Source organism: Mycobacterium sp., from assembly GCF_025933915.1.
Lineage (GTDB): Bacteria > Actinomycetota > Actinomycetes > Mycobacteriales > Mycobacteriaceae > Mycobacterium.
The window spans coordinates 1-14,013 of the sequence record NZ_JAICZA010000003.1 but is presented as its reverse complement, the minus strand read 5'-3'; the positions used below and the strand labels follow the sequence as shown (position 1 = coordinate 14,013).

The window sequence follows — 14,013 nt, the reverse complement described above, 5'->3', positions numbered from 1 at the left end:
ACGCGCACAAGGAGGAACGCTATGACGACGACAAGCCGAATTAAACGACGTGGCAACGATTCCGGGGCGGCAATCGCCCCCACGGAACCGGAATTGGATTCCGCGCATCGGGCGTTGGCCGACGATGTCAGGTGGTTCGCGGGATCACCGTTGGCCGCGGCGTTCGGCCGTCTGGCCCTCGACCAGGTCGCGCACCGGGAAATCGCGGCCGCAGTGGATCGCAGCGGACGATTCGCCGACAACTTCACCGACCGTGGGATCCGCAGCGCCGCATTCACGGCGCTGGCGGCATTCGGCGACAGTTCGGACGTGCAGGCATCGCGGGCCGACCTCAAACGATTGCACCGCGACGTGCGCGGCACGGGAAAGGACTCCTTCAGCGACACCCGCTACAGCGCGCTGAACCCCGAGGTGTGGACCTGGGTGGCCGTGAGCGGTCTCAACCTTTTGTATCAGGGTTACCTGCGGGTGTGTGGCCGTCGCCTCACCCCGGCCGAAAAGGAAGTCGTCTATCAGACGCTGCGCTCGGAACTGCAGTTTCTCGAACTGCCCAGCAAGCAGGGGAAACTCCCGGCGACCCTGCACGACATGCTTCGGCGCTATGACGCCGTTGCGGCAAGCGACTTGGCCGACAACGAATTTCTGCAATTCGCCAACCGCAGCTTCGTCGCCCCGCCGATCCCGAAGTTGTTGGTTTCCCGGCAGATTCGGCCCATGCTGCGATTGGTCTGGCCGGTGATGACCGCGCTCGCATCACGTCCGGTGGTCGTGTGTTCGGCCGCGGTCGCGCATCCCACCATGCGCCGGCTGCTCGGCGTGCGGTGGGGCACCCGCGAGCAAGTCGAGTTCGCCGTCTACGTCGCCGCTTTGCAGATGGGCTGGCGATGGTTGCCGCGCCGGCTCACACTGGAACCCCTCGCGTACAACCGCTACCAATACGAGCGGCTTCGCGACCGCTACCGTTCGGTATTGCTGGATTCGTTCGCGGTGCCAGGCCAGACCTGATTCGGCACGACGCCGAAGCGACCGCAACGCGATACGACGTGATACCCCACCCGGCTGGAGGGCAGATGGTCGACTCCGCGATGCTGCTGGGCTTGCTGCCCGACGGTTTGGCCAGTCTCGATCCGACCGCCCGCGCGATCGTCACCGCGGCACGCACCTGCTTCACCGAGCGCGGATTCTCCAACACCACCATGCAAGACATCGCCGACACCGCCGGCGTCGGCGTCGCCACGGTCTACCGCCGTTTCCGGCACAAGCGAAACCTGGTGCGGCTGACCATCATGGACGAATCACTACGGTTGAGCACGCTGGTCTCCGAGGTCGCGGGGCGCGCGGCAACCCCGGAAGAAGGGATCGCCGAAGTCTTCGCCGCATTCGTTCACGAGGCCTCCGCCCCCAAGCTTCTGACCCGAAGCATCCGCGAATCGCCCGCCGCCGGGGAACTGTCCGCCTACCTGACCGACGAGAACCTGATCGCCATGACCCGCAGCTACATCGCGACCTGGCTGCGCCGCTGGCAGGAGCGCGGCGAACTGGCTGCCGACCTCGACACCGAGGTCGTCGGCGAGATGATCGGACGGCTGATCATCTCGCTGATCAAGACGCCCAAGTCCGTCATCCCGATCTACAACCTGAACGAGGCCCGCGACTTCGCCCGCCGGTACCTGGTGCCACTGGCGGTGCAGGCCCCCGCGTCGACACCGGGGTGATCCGTCAGGCGAACGCCTCCACCGGCGGGCACGAGCAGACCAGATTGCGGTCGCCGTAAGCGCCGTCGATGCGACGCACCGGCGGCCACACCTTGGGCCGGAAGCCCTTGCCCAGCGGATAGGCGGCTTCTTCCCGGGTGTACGCGTGGTCCCAGTCGCCGATCACCAGGCATTCGGCCGTGTGCGGGGCGCCCCGCAGCGGGTTGTCGTCAACCGGCCACTCCCCCGCGCCCACCCGGTCGATCTCGGCGCGGATGGCGATCATGGCGTCGCAGAAGGCATCGACTTCGGTCAGGCTCTCGCTCTCGGTGGGCTCCACCATCAGCGTGCCGGCCACCGGGAAACTCATGGTTGGCGCGTGAAAGCCGTAGTCCGCCAGCCGTTTTGCGACATCGTCGACAGTCACGCCGGTGGACTTGGTGATGCCCCGCAGGTCCAGGATGCATTCGTGAGCCACCATGCCGTTCTCGCCCGTATACAGCACCGGGAAGTACTCGTCGAGGCGGCGGGCGATGTAGTTGGCCGACGCGATCGCGGTCAGCGACGCCGCGCGTAAGCCTTCGGCTCCCATCATCCGGATGTAGGCCCAGCTGATCGGCAGGATCGAGGCGGACCCGTACGGCGCCGACGACACCGGATGCCCCTGGGGCAATTCGGGGGCATGCGGGTGTCCCGGAAGGAACGGCGCCAGATGAGAACGCACCGCCACCGGCCCGACCCCCGGTCCTCCGCCCCCGTGCGGAATACAGAACGTCTTGTGCAGGTTCAGGTGGCTGACGTCACCACCGAACTTTCCCGGCCGCGCCAGGCCGACCAGCGCATTGAGGTTGGCGCCATCCACGTACACCTGGCCCCCCGCGTCGTGGGTGGCCGCACAGATCTCGGCGATGTCGTGCTCGTAGACACCGTGTGTCGACGGGTAGGTGATCATCAGCGTCGACAGCCGATCACCGTGCTCGCCGACTTTGGCGCGCAAATCATCGAGGTCCACGTCGCCGTTGTCGTGGCAGCCCACCACCACGACCCGCATCCCGGCCAGGGCGGCCGACGCCGCGTTGGTGCCGTGCGCGCTCGACGGAATGAGGCAGATGTCGCGGTGCGCTTCGCCGCGGCTGGCGTGATAGTCGTGGATCGCCAACAGCCCGGCGTACTCGCCTTGCGACCCCGCGTTGGGCTGCAGCGAGACGGCGTCATAACCGGTGATCTGCACCAACCAGGTCTCCAGGTCGGCGATCAGGCGCCGCAGGCCCGGGGTGTCGGCCGCCGGTGCAAATGGATGCTGACGGGCGAATTCCGGCCAGGTGATCGGTTCCATCTCGGCGGCCGCATTGAGTTTCATGGTGCACGACCCGAGTGGAATCATGCTGCGGTCCAACGCGATATCTTTGTCCGCCAGCGTGCGCAGGTAGCGCATCATCGCCGTCTCGGTGCGGTACTGGGTGAAAGCGGGATGGGTCAGGAACTCCGATGTGCGGGTGATGATGCCGGCACCGGGCCCCACCTGCCCGGCCTGCGCGCCGAAGGCCTCGAGCACCGCGGCAACGTGCTCGTCGGTGGTGGCCTCGTCGCAGGCCACCGACACGTGGTCGTCGTCGACACGCCACAGGTTGATGCCGTTGGCTTTCGCCGCGGCGAGCACCTCGTCGGCACGGCCCGGCACCCGGGCCAGCACGGTGTCGAAGTACTTCTCGTGCACCAGCGCATCGCCGATGCCCGCGGCGATCGCCTCGGCGTGACCGTGGACGCGGCGCGCGATCGCGGTCAGCCCCTCGGCGCCGTGGTAGCTGCCGTACATCGCGGCCATCACCGCCAGCAGCACCTGCGCGGTGCAGATGTTGCTGGTCGCCTTGTCGCGACGGATGTGTTGCTCGCGGGTCTGCAGCGCCAGCCGGTAGGCCGGCGAGCCGTCGGCGTCCAGCGACACGCCCACCAGGCGGCCGGGCAGCTGACGGGCGTGGCTGGCGTGCACTGCCAGGTAACCGGCGTGCGGGCCGCCGAATCCCATTGGCACACCGAATCTTTGGGTGCTGCCGAAAGCGACGTCGGCGCCGATCTCCCCGGGGGGCGTGACCAGAGTCATGGCGAGCAGGTCGGCGCCGATGGCGATCAGCGCGCCGCGGTCGTGCGCCTGCCGAACCAGGGCCGCCCAGTCGGTGACCTGTCCGCTGGCCCCGGGCAGCTGTGTGATGACGCCGAAGAACTCTCCGTCCGGCAGCCCTTGGCGCAGGTCGGCCGTGACGATCTCGATGCCCAGCGGCTTTGCCCTGGTGGCCACGATGGCCGCGGTCTGGGCGAAGACGTCGGCGTCCACGGCCAGCCGGTTGGTCTTGGCGCGGGCCGCGCGGTGCATCAACGTCATGGCCTCGGCGGCCGCGGTGCCCTCGTCGAGCATGGAGGCGTTGGCGACCTCGAGGCCGGTCAGGTCGGCCACCATCGTCTGAAAATTCAGCAGCGCCTCGAGCCGGCCCTGGCTGATCTCCGGCTGGTAAGGCGTATAGGCGGTGTACCAGGCCGGGTTCTCCAAGATGTTACGCAGCAACACCGGGGGCGTGAGCGTGTCGTAGTAGCCCTGACCGATCATGGACACGGCCACCGTGTTGGCCTCGGCCAACGCCCGCAACTCGGTCAGCGCCTCGGTTTCACTGGCGGGTGCCGGCAGCCGGTCGAGGCCCGGCGCGGCACCGCCGTCGGTGAGCCTGTCCAGGATGCCCGCCGGAACCGCCTTGGACGCCAGCTCGCCCAGGGAGTCGACACCGATGACGGTGAGCATGGCCGCGACGGCCTGGCCGTCCGGGCCGATGTGCCGAGCTGCGAAAGTGGATTGGTCGGGCACTGGAAACTCCTGAGTAGGCGGACAAAGACAGATCAAGGCAGAGGACGAACGGCCCTCTCCCTCTGTCTTCACCCATTCGCCGGGCACCTGAGAGATTCGGCGCCGGATGCTTGTCCGAAGCGCCTTTCCCCATCGGCGGGTGTCGACCGCTGGAATCTCCAGGGATCTCCACCGCTTTCCAGAGGCATCATTGTTTCGCGCGGTCCGGGTGCCTGAGAGGTTGACGGAGAGGTGTTGCTCCTTCGGCGTCCGTGACTGGCAGCCACGGAACTCTCCCGCTCGAATACGATGCGCGGCCCAGTTTACTCGGGCGCTTACTCGGGCGCGTGTGCGAACCCGCGGCGAGCGTGCGTGTCTGTACGCCGACACGCCGTGAAGCGTGGCATTCTGCGCACCGTCGCGCCGAAACAGTCAGCCGATCTTGCGGTCGCGGTGCTTGCGCCGGGACGCCAGCTCGTCTTCCGGCTCGGCGATTGACTCACCGCCGTCGGCCCGCTCGCCCGGGAAGTCCGCGATGACGCCGGTCAGCTCGCGCATGGCGCCCGACACGGCGATGCCGAATACGCCCTGCCCACCCTGCAGCAGGTCAACGACCTCTTCGGCGGACGTGCACTCGTAAACTGTAGTGCCGTCGGAGAACAGGGTGATGTTGGCCAGATCCTGAACACCGCGCTGGCGCAGGTGGTCGACCGCGACGCGGATGTTGTGCAACGAGATGCCGGTGTCGAGCAACCGCTTGACGATCTTGAGAACCAGGATGTCCTTGAACGAGTAGAGCCGCTGGCTTCCGGAGCCCGCCGCGCTGCGGATCGACGGGACGACCAGCGAGGTGCGCGCCCAGTAATCCAGTTGCCGGTAGGTGATACCGGCAATCTGGCACGCACTCGGTCCGCGGTAGCCGACCAGTTCGTCGGGCACGGAGTCGTCCGGGAAAAGTCCGGGCTGCACGGGTGCGCTGGCCGCGGTGACGCAGCGGTCACTGCTCGCTGCGTTACCCTGCTCAGCTAGGTTGAGCTGCTCTTGGCGTGGCTGCTCGCTCACGGTGGTTCCTCTCCGCGATCGCGCTCTCGTCGTTAGCTGCGTCTCTGGCTGCACCGCAGCCACGTCTGCTCAGACCCGAGTGCTAGTGAGCTTACGCTTTCCGATAGCCGCCGGGCCTGAAGTCGTGATCAAAGTATGGCCGCCTCGGGGCCAACTGGGCGACCTATCCGCCAGCGTGTCGACATCACGTCGCTAGTTGAGATGCATCCGTGATGTCCGCACCCAGGCTAGTCCAGCCACACCCGTCCTTCCTAACCGCTGGTGGTAGGCCGGCGGGACCCGATCGCCCCTCTCCTCAACCCCGCTACGCGGGCTGCATCGTCGACGGGCTCAGCCCGATCGCCCCTCTCCTCAACACCCCGCTACGCGGGCTGCATCGTCGACGGGCTAGGTGGCCTTGAAATCGTCGGGAGACACGCTGTCGAGAAATTCTTTGAACTTCTCCACCTCGTCCTCGCGGACGGCGGTGCCACCCTCTTCGTCGGTCTCGTCGGGGATCAGCAGCCCGGCCTGGGCAAGCACGGGCTCCTCGACATAGATGGGAACACCGACGCGCAGTGCTATCGCCACCGAATCCGAGGGACGGGCCGACACGGTGATGTTGCGGTCGAACACCAGGTCGGCGTAGAAAGTCCCTTCCTGCAGATCGACGATCCGCACCTCTTTCAGCGAATGCCCAAGCGCGGCAATGACATCCCTGATCAAGTCGTGCGTCAACGGGCGAGGCGGCTCAACGCCCTGCTGCTCGAGGGCGATGGCGGCAGCCTCCGACTGACCGATCCAGATTGGCAGGTAACGGTCACCGTCGGTTTCGCGCAGCAACAACACCGGCTGGTTTTGCGGCTGCTCCACGCGAATGCCGACAACACGAACCTCTCCCATTTGTGTCTGCCCTCCGCATTCGTGGCGCCGGTTGGATTCGTATTCGGAGCGACGGCGAGGCCAAAAATCCGCCCTACCGCCGAAACCAAGTTGTCGACCGAAGTCTAGTCCTCAGCGATCCAGAACGTCGCGAACGGCGGATTTGATCAACGACGTGTGCAACGTGATGGCCAGCGCCGCAACTTCACGCGCCAAGTCGTCCGCGCGATCGCGGGCACCGGCCTTGCCGGCTTTGACTACCGGCCCGGCGATTTGGGAGATCAGGTCCGACTGCCGATCGGCCGCCGATCGGAATGCGCGCAAATGCCGCGGCTCGACACCGTAATCCGACAGCGCCCGTGCGCATTGCAGGATGACGACGGCGTGTTCGTCGAAGAAACCGGCGGGGCCGGTGGTGATGACGCCGGCTTTGAGCAACGCGGTCAGCAGCTCGTCATCCACACCCGCGCGCTCCAGCAGCTCTTCACGGCTGAGCCGGACGTGCGTGGGCGCCACCGCCGAGGTGTCGGAGCCCGGCCCGAAGTCCGCGTCCGCTCCGTCACCGGCGTCGCCTGTCCCCGCCACCGACACCAGGCGCGGGACGGTATAGGAGGTCTTAAAGGGCGGTAGCTCGCCGTCCGGCTGGGCGTCCAGCTGCGCCCGGATGACCTTCAGCGGCAGATAGTGATCGCGCTGCGCGGTAAGGATGAAGCGCAAGCGCGCGCAGTCATACGCGGTGAACCTTCGATACCCCGACGCAGCCCGTTGCGGCGTCACCAGCCCCTCGGCCTCCAAGAAGCGAATCTTGGAGATGGTGACATCGGGGAAGTCCGGCCTCAACAATTCCAAGACCGCCCCGATCGACATCCCGGCCAGTGCCGAGCTATCGGGTGCGCTCACTAGCCCGAAGATCCTCCGTCCTCACCCTGCTTGGGTCCGGTCAGAAACACCAAGCGGAACTTGCCGATCTGCACCTCGTCACCGTTGGCGAGCACCGCTGAATCCACGGGCTCACGGTTGACGTAAGTGCCGTTGAGACTACCAACGTCGACCACGCTGAATTCGTTGTTTTCCAACCTGAATTCGGCGTGGCGGCGGCTGACGGTCACGTCGTCGAGAAAGATGTCGCTGTCGGGGTGCCGGCCGGCCGACGTGGTGGGCTGGTCGAGCAAGAACCGCGATCCCGCGTTGGGGCCCCGTTTGACGACCAGCAACGCCGAACCCGCCGGGAGCCCTTCGACCCCGGATACCGCGCTCTCCGTCCCCGCCTGTGCGGGGGCGTCCAGCTCGTTGAGGAAGTCGGCACGGAAGACAGAAGTCGTCTCTACCGTGACTTCGTCCGAATTCTGGTCTTGCTGACTTCCTGAGTCCATGTCCGTCACGCGCTGCTCCTCACTGGCCGCTGTGGCGTTGTCTGTCCGGGACGCTCGGCGGGCTTCCGCACCAGGTCGTGTTGCCCGGTATGCCGGTCTTCAAAAGGTAGATGTGTCGACGGTACCGCGCACCTGCCTGCAATGCGCCCACCACCTGACGATCCGAAACTTCGACCCCCCATATGCCGGTTGCACCGCCCGCCCGGCCGCGCGGGGCTGCGTGGACATTAGCAACCGTCATTCGGTCAGCGTTCCGCGGTAGGCCTCCGCGTCGAGCAGCGACGAAATGGCGGACTCCGCTGCGGCGACGTCGGATACCTGCACATCCAGCAACCAGCCGGCTCCATACGGGTCGGAGTTCACCAATTGCGGGCTGCCTTCCAGATCGGTGTTGACGGCCGACACTTTGCCCGACAGCGGGGCGTACAAGTCCGACACCGATTTTGTGGATTCGACTTCGCCGAAGGATTCACCCGCGGTCAGTTCGGCGCCCACGTCGGGCAGCTGAACGAAAACGACATCGCCCAACGCCGACTGCGCAAAGTCGGTGATTCCCACCCGCACGGTGTCATCACCACTTCGACGAACCCATTCATGTTCGGCGGTGTAGTGCAGATCGGGCGGGATGTCGCTCACGAGTGATCCTGTCTGTTCGGAAATTGCTCACTTGACGGGCTGAGCGTATTGGTGCGGTTTTGGTTGCCGCAAGGTGGTCACGTCCACCCGGTCACCCTGCTGGACGGACATTCGCGCACCGACGCGCTTGACCGTGTCCTGTGCGCCACCGGGAATGTTCATGGCCGCGGCCAGCGTGGGTGGATCTCCAATCGCCAGAATCGAATAAGCGGGCGACAGCGTTTTAGAGTCGATCGTCAGCGAGCCGGGCATGCCCGCGACCCAGGTGTCGACGCCCACCCGCACGGACTGGTGTGCATCGTTGACTTCGATCGCCTCGGCCCCGGCGGCACGCAACTCGTTGATCACGTCGAGCATCGCCTCAGGGGAAACCCCTGGCCCCGGGTCCTCGATCGTGACGGTGACGCCCGGCCCGGTGGCGCCCACCGCGCCGACCAGGATCGACAGCGCCGCCAGCCGGGACTGGGCGGACTGGATGGCGGCCTGGTCGTTGTTGCCGGACGCCTGTAACGAATTCAGCGTGTTCTCCAGCTCATTCACCTCGCTGCGGAGCGTGCCTTCGCGCTGCCGCAACGAGTCCAGCAACACCAACAGGTCGGCGGGACGGGCCGTGTCCAGCGAATCGCCGGATTCGGTCTGACGGACCTGCGTGACGATGGCGACGCCGAGAAGTAGACACAACAGGACGGCCAGCGTCCCGAAACCCAGCCGGGAGCGACCACCGCGCAGCATCGCGGACAAGCCGGTACGGCGGACCGGCCCGATCCCGGGCCGGGGACCTTTCCCCGGCAGTTCGTGGCGCCCGCGCGGTGCGGTCTGATCCGGCGTCGTATCGGCGTCGGGGTGAGCCGACCGGGCCGGCCCATCACCACTTTGGCCGGCGGTGCGATCTGCTGGATCCTGGCTCACGTTGACCTCAAGGGGGTCATGGCGCCACTCCTCCTCATCGCTTCGCTCTGCATCGTCGCCGGCGCGCGACTACGCCCCGAAGAGCCGGCGGCGCAGTGCCGCGGCGTTGCCGAAGATGCGGATACCCAGCACGACGATGATGGCCGTGGACAACTGGGTTCCCACCCCGAGTTGGTCGCCGACGTAGACGATCAGCGCGGCCACGAAGACGTTGAACACGAACGAAATCACGAAGACCTTGGGGTCGAAGATCCGTTCCAGATACGCACGGAGCCCACCGAACACGGCATCGAGGGCCGCGACCACCGCGATCGGCAAATAGGGCTGGACGACTTCGGGCACCGCGGGGTGAAAAACCAGGCCCAGCACGATACCGATCGCCAGCGCTGCGATACCGATCATGCGTGGTTTCCCGTCTCGCACAGGCGAAGCTGACTGCTCGGGACTTTTCTCACTGTGGCCCAATCTGCTTGGCGAACTTGACATCCCGGATCGATCCGGCAGGCAGCGAAAGACCGTCGGCGACATCCACCGTAACCACCACGCCGTAGGAGACCTCCAGCAGCCTTAAGCGCTGCAGCCCGGGGCTGTTGTCGAAGACATCGCGCATCGAGCGGGGCGGCCCGATCGCGAGGATCGTGTACGGACTGCTGGTCGGGTTGTTGTCAACCAGGATCGCGCCGCCGGCTTGCCGGATGGTCACGTTGGGCCCGATCCGCACGCCGCCGACCGAGACGGCCTCGGCGCCGCTGGCCCACAACGAGTTGACCACCAGCTGCAGGTCGCGGTCCAGGATGATCTGCCTGCTGCCGCTGACGCGCTGCTTGGATACGTCGGAGAGATTGGGGCTGGCGCCCGGATCGGTCACGGTGATCTTGAGGCCGGGGCCGATGATCGCCGTGCTGGCCGCCGCCAGGCCGAGCGCGTCGAGGCGTTTCAGCAGCCGCTGCCCCTCGGCGTCGTCGGCCAACTCGTGTCGCTGCACGTCGTCGACTTGTGTCGAGAGCTGGTTGCGCCGCTGGGCCAATTTGGTCGCGGAGCCTTCCGCCGACCGCACGTTGCCCAACAGCAGCTGCTGCGCGTCGCGCACCCCCGGGGCAACCGAGCGGGCCTGCGCGACCGCGGCGGCGAAGACCGTGGCGATGAGCAGCGCCGCCAGCGCCTGCCAGAGCCAACCGAACACGCGTTGGCGTCCGCGCTGCGGCGCCTCGGCAGCACCGCGCTTGGCCGCCGCCGCGGCGTACCCGGGATCCAGGTGCTCGGACAGCAGCGCGCGCAGCAGTGAGGGCACCGGAATCCGCTGTGGCCGCGTCGCCACGTGCGCGCTGTGACCGGCGTTCGGGTCATAGCCGCCGAGCATGCGGTCCGTGTCAGCCATGGTCAGCCGCTTTCGCCGCGGCCGACGGCCGGCAGGCGCGATCGACCTTGGGCATGCGACGCAGGACCAGTGTCATCTGAACCGCATACTGCGTGAACGCCCACAGGTAGGCGTACATACCCCAGATCAGGAATGCCCACCCGCAAGCACCCACCACCCGGCTCCACAACGCGTCCCACGTCCCCAGCAGCACTAGCGGAAAGCCGGACATCAGGGCGAACGTCGCCGCCTTGCCGATGTAGGTCACTGGCAGCGCTGAGAGTCCGCGGCTCCACAGCAGCGGCAGCGTCGCGGCCAACAGGCCGTCCCGGGCGAGCAGGATGACGACGAACCACCACGGGACGATGCCGCTGAACGCCAACACGATGGGTACGGCTGCCATGTAGAGGCGGTCGACGGCGGGATCGAGCAGCACGCCCAGCCGCGAGGACTGATTGAGCGTCCGGGCGATCTTGCCGTCGGCCCAGTCCGATGCGCCGCTGAACATCAGGATCGCGACCGCCCACCCGGGGGCGTGCACGACCAGCAAGACGTAGGCGAACACCGGAATGAGCGCCAGGCGGACAGCGCTGAGCGCGTTGGGCAGCGTCAGCACCCGGTTGGGCGGAAGCACCGGCTCCATGAGCCGTGACCTTAGCCGAACGCGGAGTGCGCGGCTGGCCGCACGCTCGGGGGCCAGGGTGCGGCGAGATGCACATTCGCGCCGAGCCATCGCGCCTAGCGGAACACCCCGGGCAGGCTCAGGGTGGACAGCGTGTCATCCGACAGCGGGTTGTCGTTGACCATGTACGTCCACGTCGACGTCGGCCGCGCCAGCTTGGACAGATCCAGGCCGGGCTCCTCTTCGAGGACGTTCGCGGTTTCGAAGGTCTGCTGGGCCGCCTCGATCGCGTCCGCGGCCAGCGATGCGAACGCGTCGACCGCCAGCCGGTGAAACTCGTCCAGCGGATTCTGCCGTCCCAGCGCCCGCAAGTGGATGCTCTCGCGGATGTCGGCCAGATACGCCAGGTGGTCGGCCCAGCCGCGGTCCAGGTGATAGAGCATGATCTGCCGACAGATCGTCTCGAGGCGCTCTTCGGAGATCTCCCCGGCCAGCTCCTTGTAACGCTTCGGCGCCAGCTCAGCAAGTTCCTCGCGCGCGGTTGCGGTGCGCAGCAACGTATTACGTCGATCAACGATGATGGCCCGCTGCTGGGCGATCAACTGGTTGTAGCGCCAGGTGTTCGCGTGCACGTCCAGCATGCGGCCCTCGGCGACCCGCTGGGCATGGTCGAGCAGCCCGGCCGCCTTGGGGCTGACGATCCGGCCGTCCTCGTCGGTTTCCATCGGGAGTTTGTTGTGCTCGAGGTTGGCCGCCACGACGTCGTCCTCCCAGCTCGAGAAGAACACCGACGACCCCGGGTCACCCTGTCGCCCGGCGCGGCCCCGTAGCTGGTTGTCCAGCCGTTCGGTGTGGTGTCGCCCGGTGCCCACGACGTGCAGCCCGCCCAGTTCGGCGACGCGGTCGTGATCGGCTTCGTCGGAGCCGCCGAGCCGGATGTCGGTGCCGCGCCCGGCCATCTGTGTCGACACGGTGACCACGCCGAACTTGCCGGCCTCGGCAATCACCTGGGCTTCCTCGGCGTCGTTTTTCGCGTTGAGCACCACCGCGGGCACGCCGCGGCGCAGGAGCCGTTCGTGCAGGTCCTCGGATTCGGCCACATCGCGGGTGCCGACGAGCACCGGCTGACCGGTCTCGTGCACGTCGGCGATGTGCGCCACGATGGCGTCGTTCTTGGCGGCCCCGGTGATGTAGACCCGATCGGACTCGTCTTCACGAATGTTGGGCTTATTCGGTGGAATTGGCGACACGCCGAGCTTGTAAAACTGGCGCAGCTGCTCACCGGCGGCCAGCGCGGTACCGGTCATGCCGCACACGGTGGCGTAACGGTTGATCAGCGCCTGCACGGTGATGGTGTCGAGCACCTCGCCAGTTTCGGTGGTCTCGATGCCCTCCTTGGCCTCGACGGCGGCCTGCAGCCCGTCGGGCCAGCGCTGCAGTTGCGCGATGCGCCCCCGCGAGGCGTTGATCAGGTGCACCGCGTCGTCGCGGACGATGTAGTGCACGTCGCGCTGCAGCAGCACGTGCGCGTGCAGGGCGACGTTGACCTCGGTCAGCGTGGTGCCGACGTGCTCCTCGGAGTACAGATCGATGCCGCCGAGCGCCTTTTCGACCTTGCGGGCGCCGGCCTCGGTCAGGTGGACGTTGCGGCTGTCGGAGTCCGTGTCGAAATCGGCTTCGGCGCTCAGTTCACCGACCAGCTTGATGATTTCGAGCCGCGGCGTCTCCCGGTGGGTGGTTCCCGCCAGCACCAGCGGCACCAGCGCCTCGTCGACCAGCACCGAGTCGGCCTCGTCGATGAGCGCCACGTCGGGGTTGGGTGACACCAGGTCGTCGACATCGGTCACCAGCTGATCGCGCAGCACGTCGAAGCCGATCTCGTTGACCGAGGCGTACGTGACGTCGCAGCCGTAGGCGGCCTTGCGCTCTGCGCTGGACGACTCGGCGGTGATCCAGCCGACCGTCAGCCCCATGGCCTCTATCAGCGGACCCATCCACTCGGCGTCACGACGGGCTAGGTAGTCGTTGATCGTCACCACGTGCACGTGCCGCCCGGCGATCGCGTACCCGGCCGCCGCGATCGCGCCGGCCAGGGTTTTACCCTCACCGGTGGCCATCTCGATCACGTCACCGGCCAGCATGCGTAGCGCACCAAGGAGCTGGACATCAAATGGACGCAGGGCCGTCGATCTTTCGCCCGCCTCCCGGGCGATGGCGAGGAACTGCGGGATGTCCTCGGAGTCCGCGACGTCCTCGAGGTTGAGCAGCCCGGCCGCTTTGCGCAGCTGCTCGTCGGTCAGACCGGCTGCCTCGTCGCCGTATTCCGCCGAGTCGGTGACCTGGGTGAGCGAGCGGCTGCGGTCCTTTTCGGTGCTGGCGCCGAGCAGCTTCCAAAAGCGGCTGCTCAGCCGGCCGGGTTGAGCGCGGGTGGTCTTAGGCACAGGTCAACGGTACGCGGTGGGCCCTCGACCGCCGCGAGCGTGCGTGTGTGCCCGGAACACGCCGAGCAGTCGAGTGCAACCGCACACTCTCGCCGGGGTGCGGCTCAACCGAGGTTGGAGCGGCGCGGATATGCGACGTTGGGGTCGGTGAGCACATTGACGACGGCGGGCAGGCCGCTGGCGAAGGCCCGTTCCAGTGCGGGCCGCAGCTCGCCCGGTGCGGTG

Annotated in this window: 14 protein-coding genes and 1 riboswitch; of the genes, 2 read left to right on the top strand and 12 right to left on the bottom strand. The window is 67.0% G+C overall.

What is annotated here, in order from left to right:
- Positions 1-21 precede the first annotated feature (21 nt).
- Positions 22-1,005, top strand: a complete 984-nt coding sequence (locus tag Q0W90_RS00695) for an oxygenase MpaB family protein (RefSeq protein ID WP_297698198.1) — start codon at positions 22-24, stop codon at positions 1,003-1,005.
- A gap of 65 nt (positions 1,006-1,070) precedes the next feature.
- Positions 1,071-1,715 (top strand): TetR/AcrR family transcriptional regulator, encoded by a 645-nt coding sequence (locus Q0W90_RS00690; RefSeq protein ID WP_297772647.1) that lies wholly within the window; start codon positions 1,071-1,073, stop codon positions 1,713-1,715.
- A gap of 4 nt (positions 1,716-1,719) precedes the next feature.
- Here the strand turns inward: Q0W90_RS00690 and gcvP are convergent, their stop codons facing one another.
- The 12 genes from gcvP to Q0W90_RS00630 all read right to left on the bottom strand — a co-directional run.
- Entirely contained in the window at positions 1,720-4,548 is a 2,829-nt protein-coding gene (gene gcvP, locus Q0W90_RS00685; protein WP_297597208.1) for an aminomethyl-transferring glycine dehydrogenase, read from the bottom strand.
- Between the two features lie 190 nt (positions 4,549-4,738).
- A riboswitch (glycine riboswitch) is annotated at positions 4,739-4,836 on the bottom strand.
- A 123-nt stretch (positions 4,837-4,959) separates the two neighbouring features.
- Positions 4,960-5,589: a MerR family transcriptional regulator gene (locus Q0W90_RS00680; protein ID WP_297597206.1), complete on the bottom strand. Its 630-nt coding sequence runs from the start codon at positions 5,587-5,589 to the stop codon at positions 4,960-4,962.
- 387 nt (positions 5,590-5,976) lie between these two features.
- Positions 5,977-6,471 carry a bifunctional nuclease family protein gene (locus Q0W90_RS00675; protein ID WP_008256980.1) on the bottom strand — a complete coding sequence of 165 codons (495 nt, stop codon included), beginning with the start codon at positions 6,469-6,471 and terminating at the stop codon, positions 5,977-5,979.
- A gap of 111 nt (positions 6,472-6,582) precedes the next feature.
- The gene (locus Q0W90_RS00670; RefSeq protein ID WP_297597203.1) at positions 6,583-7,350 is read right to left on the bottom strand and encodes a MerR family transcriptional regulator; all 768 of its coding nucleotides are present in this window, start codon (positions 7,348-7,350) and stop codon (positions 6,583-6,585) included.
- Entirely contained in the window at positions 7,350-7,832 is a 483-nt protein-coding gene (gene garA, locus Q0W90_RS00665; protein WP_008256985.1) for a glycogen accumulation regulator GarA, read from the bottom strand. The genes Q0W90_RS00670 and garA overlap by 1 nt, the downstream gene beginning before the upstream one ends.
- Before the next feature lie 228 nt (positions 7,833-8,060).
- Positions 8,061-8,459, bottom strand: coding sequence for a glycine cleavage system protein GcvH (gene gcvH / locus Q0W90_RS00660; RefSeq protein WP_297597184.1), 399 nt, complete (start codon positions 8,457-8,459; stop codon positions 8,061-8,063).
- 27 nt (positions 8,460-8,486) lie between these two features.
- Entirely contained in the window at positions 8,487-9,251 is a 765-nt protein-coding gene (locus Q0W90_RS00655; protein WP_297597210.1) for a DUF881 domain-containing protein, read from the bottom strand.
- Between the two features lie 186 nt (positions 9,252-9,437).
- Entirely contained in the window at positions 9,438-9,770 is a 333-nt protein-coding gene (locus tag Q0W90_RS00650) for a small basic family protein (RefSeq protein ID WP_007170008.1), read from the bottom strand.
- A gap of 49 nt (positions 9,771-9,819) precedes the next feature.
- A complete protein-coding gene (locus tag Q0W90_RS00645) occupies positions 9,820-10,746 on the bottom strand; it encodes a DUF881 domain-containing protein (RefSeq protein ID WP_297597170.1) in 927 nt (308 codons plus the stop codon).
- Positions 10,739-11,368, bottom strand: coding sequence for a CDP-alcohol phosphatidyltransferase family protein (locus Q0W90_RS00640; protein ID WP_297698204.1), 630 nt, complete (start codon positions 11,366-11,368; stop codon positions 10,739-10,741). The genes Q0W90_RS00645 and Q0W90_RS00640 overlap by 8 nt, the downstream gene beginning before the upstream one ends.
- A 95-nt stretch (positions 11,369-11,463) precedes the next feature.
- Entirely contained in the window at positions 11,464-13,788 is a 2,325-nt protein-coding gene (gene secA2, locus Q0W90_RS00635; RefSeq protein WP_297772639.1) for an accessory Sec system translocase SecA2, read from the bottom strand.
- 104 nt (positions 13,789-13,892) lie between these two features.
- Positions 13,893-14,013: hypothetical protein (locus Q0W90_RS00630; RefSeq protein WP_297772709.1), on the bottom strand; the 121-nt coding region annotated here is incomplete at its 5' end.

Bases quoted from the DNA above. Each gene is read 5' to 3' on its own strand.
- Q0W90_RS00695 (WP_297698198.1), top strand. From the start codon at position 22: ATGACGACGACAAGCCGAATTAAACGACGTGGCAACGATTCCGGGGCG.
- Q0W90_RS00690 (WP_297772647.1), top strand. From the start codon at position 1,071: ATGGTCGACTCCGCGATGCTGCTGGGCTTGCTGCCCGACGGTTTGGCC.
- Q0W90_RS00675 (WP_008256980.1), bottom strand. From the start codon at position 6,471: ATGGGAGAGGTTCGTGTTGTCGGCATTCGCGTGGAGCAGCCGCAAAAC.
- Q0W90_RS00650 (WP_007170008.1), bottom strand. From the start codon at position 9,770: ATGATCGGTATCGCAGCGCTGGCGATCGGTATCGTGCTGGGCCTGGTT.
- Q0W90_RS00645 (WP_297597170.1), bottom strand. From the start codon at position 10,746: ATGGCTGACACGGACCGCATGCTCGGCGGCTATGACCCGAACGCCGGT.
- Q0W90_RS00640 (WP_297698204.1), bottom strand. From the start codon at position 11,368: ATGGAGCCGGTGCTTCCGCCCAACCGGGTGCTGACGCTGCCCAACGCG.